4 protein-coding genes are annotated in these 6,567 nt (G+C 45.2%); all 4 read left to right on the top strand.

The features are described from left to right. Nucleotides 1-1,482, top strand: a 1,482-nt coding sequence (locus AC1DXF_RS29230) for an alpha-L-arabinofuranosidase C-terminal domain-containing protein (RefSeq protein WP_477452219.1), incomplete at its 5' end; no start/stop codon positions are given. 71 nt (nucleotides 1,483-1,553) lie between these two features. Next, nucleotides 1,554-3,116: a glycoside hydrolase family 43 protein gene (locus AC1DXF_RS29225; RefSeq protein ID WP_477452218.1), complete on the top strand. Its 1,563-nt coding sequence runs from the start codon at nucleotides 1,554-1,556 to the stop codon at nucleotides 3,114-3,116. Between the two features lie 111 nt (nucleotides 3,117-3,227). Beyond that, nucleotides 3,228-5,384, top strand: a complete 2,157-nt coding sequence (locus AC1DXF_RS29220) for an NPCBM/NEW2 domain-containing protein (RefSeq protein WP_477452217.1) — start codon at nucleotides 3,228-3,230, stop codon at nucleotides 5,382-5,384. 108 nt (nucleotides 5,385-5,492) lie between these two features. Further along, the coding region (locus AC1DXF_RS29215) for a glycoside hydrolase family 2 protein (RefSeq protein WP_477452216.1) at nucleotides 5,493-6,567 on the top strand (1,075 nt) is incomplete at its 3' end.

Below are 6,567 nucleotides of genomic sequence, written 5' to 3'. Positions count from 1 at the left end.
AAATATGAACTCAAATTAATAACAGGCGCCGGTGTTAAACCAACATCTGACGCTCGTTTTGTTATTTCGACAAACCGCACCGGGGTTTATTATTTTAACCTCGTCTCTTTATTTCCGCCAACCTATCATAACCGCCCGAATGGGAACCGGGTAGACATCATGAAATTACTGGCCGATATGAAACCCCGTTTTTTACGTTTTCCCGGCGGTAATTTCCTCGAAGGTCCGAAACTAACTGATGCCTTCCCATGGAAAACCACTTTAGGCGCGCTTGAAAATCGTCCCGGCCATACCGGCTCATGGGGCTACCGCCCGAGTGACGGAATGGGCTTACTTGAATTTTTAGCATGGTGCGAAGACCTGAAGATGGAACCGCTGCTTGCCGTTTATGCAGGCTATTCACTTGATGGCGACCATGTGGACGCAGGCCCGCTTTTAAAGCCCTATGTAGATGATGCGCTGGATGAGATTGAATATGTTACGGGCGACGTACATACCTACTGGGGCGCTAAGCGTGCTGCAGACGGGCACCCGGCGCCTTTTAAACTCAGCTATGTGGAGATTGGTAATGAAGACGGGTTTGACGAGTCTGGCAGCTATGACGGACGTTACGCCCAGTTTTATGATGCCATTAAAGCCAAATACCCTAACCTTCACTGTATTGCAAGCATGGGCGGCAAGGACTGGCTTGGGAGCAGGGGTAAATTAACGATCCGCAAGCCCGAAATTGTAGATGAACATTACTACCGCAATGCCTGGGGGATGGAAGAGGATGCAGCCCATTATGATAACTACGACCGCAATGGATATAAAGTGTTTGTAGGTGAATGGGCAACAACGGAAGGCATGCCCACCACCACTTTGAATGCTGCCCTCGGTGATGCCGCGTGGATGACAGGTATGGAACGCAATTCGGACCTGGTTATCCGCTCATGCTATGCGCCTTTATTTGCAAATGTAAACAAGGCTACCGCAACCGTGCCGAAAGCATGGCAATGGGAATCAAACCTGATAGGTTATGATGCATTGACAAGTTTTGGTTCGCCCTCGTACTATGTACAAGTAATGTTTAACAGCTATATCGGCAATAAAGTGGTGCCTATAGCGGGCGCCAATATCCCTACCCAAACCAGGCCTGCCACCAAACAGGACAGTGCCACCAACAAAATGCCCCAACCTATACCAGGCATGTTTTATGTAGCTACCAAGGACACCAAAACGGGAAAACTGTTCCTTAAAGTAGTAAATACAACAGGAAAGCCGCAGCAGGTCGACATTGATTTAAAGGGGGCTGGAAATTTGTCACCAGAAGGTACCCAGGTAGTAATAAAAGGTGATAAACCTGAAGATACGAACACGATCAGCGATCCCAAAAGAATAGTTCCGGTTACCAGTAAGGTAAGCGGGATCGGTAAAAAATTTACAAGAACATTCGATGCCTACTCCGTAAGTATGCTTCAAATAAATACGTTAACCAAATAATTGAAACCAGGTAAGAAACTAAATAATAAAACCAGGTAAGAATACCAGGACAAAAAGAACCAATTGTGAATATGAGAAATGCGATTTACAGGTTATGGATAACGGCCTTAATTATCACGCTTACAGCGCCGTGTTTATACGCGCAAAAAGCCACTAATCCCATTATTTACGCGGATGTACCAGACATATCCATAGAACGTGTAGGCGATAGCTATTATATGAGCAGTACAACCATGCACATGAGTCCCGGTGTACCGATTATGAAGTCGGACGACCTGGTGACCTGGAAGACGGTAGGTTATGCATACGATACTTTAGCAAACATTGACGCAACAAATCTCACAAATGGCAAAAACATGTATGGGGAGGGTTCGTGGGCAAGTTCTATCCGTTTCCATAATGGCACCTATTATGTAAGCACATTTTCTGCAAATACCGGCAAAATGCACATTTACAGCACTAAAAATATCGAAAAAGGCCCATGGAAAGCCAGGTCATTTGCCCCCGACCTGGGTGATCACTCCTTGTTTTTTGATGATGACGGAAAAGCGTATATGATTGCCGGGAGCGGAGATTTAAGGTTAGTTGAATTAAAGGACGATCTTTCCGGTATAAAACCTGGCGGAACGGACCGGGTTATCATTAAAAAAGCAAACGTGCCTTCGGGCGGTACCGGCCTCGGTCCGGAGGGCTCTCAGCTGTTTAAGATAAAAGGCAAATATTATCTTTTCAATATTACATGGCCACCGGGCCACGTACGCACTGTTATCATACACCGGGCAGATAAGATCACCGGCCCGTATGAAGGACGAATTGGCCTCCAGGACCTGGGTGTGGCGCAAGGCGGATTGGTTGAAGCGCCAAATGGGGCCTGGTATTCTTATTTGTTCCGTGATTATGGCTCGGTGGGCCGTATTCCCTATTTGGTCCCTGTAAAGTGGGTGGATGGATGGCCCGTTTTGGGCATCAATGGCAAAGTGACCGATACACTCGACCTGCCGGCCGGTAAAGGTTTGATCCCGGGCATTGTTGCTTCAGACGAGTTTACCCGTAATAAAGGCGAACGGGCATTACCACCGGTTTGGCAATGGAACCATAAYCCRGATAATAGCTTGTGGTCTGTTACCGCGCGGAAAGGGTATTTACGGCTCAGCACCGGCAGGATTGACACCAATTTCCTGGCGGCACGAAATTCATTGACACAACGCACTATTGGCCCGGTATGCTCCGGCACAGYTTCGCTCGAYATTTCTAAYATGAAAGATGGTGATTTTGCGGGTCTGGGCCTTTTGCAAMAAAATTACGGGCTGGCMGGTGTCAAAATAACCGGGGATAGCAAAGCTATCATCATGATCAATGCAAGCACCGGAAAACCTGTAGAAGCACAAACAATCCCCTTAAACCAAAAGGTAGTGTACTTTAAAGCGGAATGCAATTTTACGAACAGGAAAGACGTGGCAGATTTTTTTTATAGCCTGGACGGGAAAACGTGGATACCATTGGGCACACAATTAAAAATGGCCTATACCTTCCCGCATTTCATGGGCTATCGTTTTGCTTTGTTTAATTATGCTACAAAAAGTATAGGGGGAGCGGCTGACTTTGACTTTTTTCATATAAAAGGTTCCATTTGATATCAATATTTTTTTAATGGGAGGGTGGTTAACTATTGGGCGGGAAAGCCAGCTTCTTCGACCAGTACATCATATATAATATACACATACACACAGAAATTTAGGACAACAATGAAAATCAGAAAGAAAGTATTGCAGGTAATAGCTCTTTTTGCTGCAGCGGGGACGCAGGCTCAAAATCCGATTATACAAACCATTAATACAGCCGAGCCAGCGCATCCTATCAATTATAAATTAAAAATGAATACAGCAAGTAAAAGCATATTTACTCTTTTCTTTGCTATTATCTTCAGCTTAGGAAGCATAAGTACTCTTTTCGCACAAACTGTTTGGTTAGATAAATTGGATCTCAGCACAGCTACACAGGGCTGGGGCATACCTAAAAAAAACAGGTCGGTTGATGGCAACATCATGACCATCGCAGGCAAAACCTTTGAGCGTGGCTTCGGCACACACGCAGAAAGCTCTCTTTTTATTCAGCTCGATGGTAAGGCAAATTCGTTTACCGCGCAGGTTGGTATTGATGATGAGGTGAAACAACATCAGCCCGCCGTAGAGTTTATTGTATTCGGCGATGGAGCGAAGCTTTGGTCGAGCGGTGTAATGCATGCAGGCGATACTGCCCGGCGATGTAATGTGAAACTTTCGGGTGTGAAAAAACTTGAGCTGCGGGTAACAGAGATAGGGCACAACAATCACGCCGACTGGGCAGATGCAAAATTTGAGGCGATCGGTGTGGCAAGTTTTGCTACTTATTACCCTGTCCCAAGTGAGCCCTACATTCTTACCCCTAAGCCATCGGCAAAACCGAAGATTAATAGCGCAAGCGTTTTCGGTGTCCGCCCGGGCTCGCCGTTTCAGTTCAGGATACCTGCCACCGGAGACCGGCCAATGACCTTTATGGTTGCCGGCTTGCCTCAGGGGCTAAAGCTGGATCAAAAAACAGGAGTTATCGCTGGCAAGCTTGTAACAGCCGGCACTTACGTTATTCAATTGAAGGCAAAGAATGCGAAAGGTATAGCCGAAAAAAGTTTACGCATTATCTGTGGTGATAAAATTGCACTTACCCCGCCGATGGGTTGGAATAGTTGGAATTGTTTCGCTGGAGAGGTTTCTGCTGAGAAAGTCAAGCGCGCTGCGGAAGTAATGGTGAAAACCGGACTTGTAAATTACGGATGGAATTACGTAAATATTGACGACTACTGGCAAAATAACCGCGATTCGAAAGATCCTTCCCAGCAAGGTAAGTTCCGGGACGAAGCTGGTAATATAGTTCCTAATAAAAGGTTTGGAGATATGAAATCTCTGACAGACTATGTGCATGGCTTAGGTTTAAAGATCGGCATTTATTCCAGTCCTGGTCCCTGGACCTGTGATGGCGGTGCCGGTAGCTATGGTTATGAGCGGCAAGATGCCGAAAGTTATGCCAAATGGGGTTTCGATTACCTGAAATACGATTGGTGCAGCTATGGAGGAGTGCTAAATGGAATACCTGATAACGACCCAAACAAAGTAAACTTAATATCTTACAATGGAGGTTATCAATTGTCTACCGCCGTCAAACCATACAAACTAATGGGAGATTATATCCGTCAGCAACCCCGCGACATTGTTTTCAGCTTGTGTCAGTACGGAATGTCAGATGTTTGGAAATGGGGCGGTTCGGTAGGTGGAAACACCTGGCGTACAACGAATGATATAACAGACAACTGGTCCAACGTTAAAAGTATTGCATTAGCTCAGGATCAGTCTGCAGCCTGGGCTAAACCCGGTAACTGGAACGATCCGGATATGCTGGTTGTAGGAACAGTAGGCTGGGGTAGCCCGCATCCCACCATGCTTAAACCAGATGAGCAGTATCTTCACTTCAGCCTTTGGAGCCTTTTCTCTGCGCCTCTGCTAATTGGTTGCGATATGGAAAAGCTGGATGCCTTTACCCTGAATTTATTAACAAACGATGAAGTTATTGCTGTTAATCAGGATGCTCTTGGCAAACAGGCTACCTGTGTTCAGACTATCGGAGATCTGCGCATTTATGTAAAAGAATTGGAGGATGGCAGTCGTGCAGTAGGCTTTTGCAATTTCGGTCTGGAGAACGTGGATATCTCTTACAAGGACCTGAAGAAGCTTGGTATTTCAGGAAAGCAAAAGGTGCGTGATCTTTGGCGTCAGAAAGATATTACAACAATCCATGCGGACAAAGAGGCTCTTTCGGTGAAGGTTCCGATGCATGGAGTGGTTCTGTACAAATTTACGCCGGTTAAATAGCAGGATAAGATCTCTTATCTGAGCTCGATTGATAACTAGTTGAGCCTTAAATAAGATGCGGTTGTTATAAAGTTAGGATCTCGTTACTTCAAAAAAGTATAAATCAATATGAAACAAAATAATACAAACAAAATTACATGGCATGTTGGCGCAATAGTTACAGTCCTGCTGTTTTTGGCAGGGAACATTGCCTGCTATGGTCAGGGTATTGATAAAACTGAGCGAAAGCAATTATTTGATAATAACTGGAAATTTTTTCAGGGAGATACTATGTCTGCAAAATCAAGGGATTTTAGTGATATGAGTTGGCGAAACCTTGATTTACCGCACGATTGGAGTATCGAAGGGAAAATAAGTCCTAAAAATCCGATGGGCGGCTCCGGTGGATACTTTCCTGCAGGAGTAGGCTGGTACCGGAAAGCTTTCAAAGCCCCGGCCGAATGGAAAGGCAAAAAAGTGTCCATTTATTTTGAAGGGGTTTATATGAATTCTGAAGTTTTTATTAACGGGAAATCACTTGGCATTTACCCTTATGGCTATTCGTCATTTAGCTATGACCTTTCACCTTTTTTGGATTTTAATAATGAAAATGTAATAGCGGTAAGGGTAGATAATTCGCAGCAATTGAACAGCAGGTGGTACAGTGGTTCTGGTATCTATCGCCACGTTTGGATGAATGTTACCGATGCTGTGCATATAGCCGAGTGGGGAGTTGCAGTTGCCACTCCCGATGTGTCTGCAAAAAAAGCAACCGTTCAAATTAAAACATTAATTAAAAACGAAACCGGGTCGCCTCAACATCTGGTGCTTAGTACCTTGCTGAAAGGGCCAAACGCTAAAAACGCAGGCAATAAACAAGTAACTGTTGACGTGGCTGCTAACAGCGAAAAGGAAATTGCTCAAACAATTTCGGTATCAGCCCCTATGTTATGGGCGCCGGAAACGCCGCATTTATATAGTGCCCGGATACAGGTATTACAAAATAAAAAAATAGTTGACCAAACAGCGACCGGGTTTGGCATACGTTCCATCAAATTTACTACGGAAAACGGGTTTCAGCTTAACGGAAAAACAGTAAAACTGAATGGAGGGTGTGTGCATCATGACAATGGCTGCCTGGGTGCCGCTGCTTTTGACCGTGCAGAGGAGCGCAAGGTTGAACTGCTCAAAGACTGCTCAAAGA

The sequence above is a fragment of the Mucilaginibacter sp. P2_A5 genome (assembly GCF_056404995.1).
The sequence above is the reverse complement of the archived record's forward strand: the minus strand, read 5'-3'. Positions and strand labels throughout refer to the sequence as shown.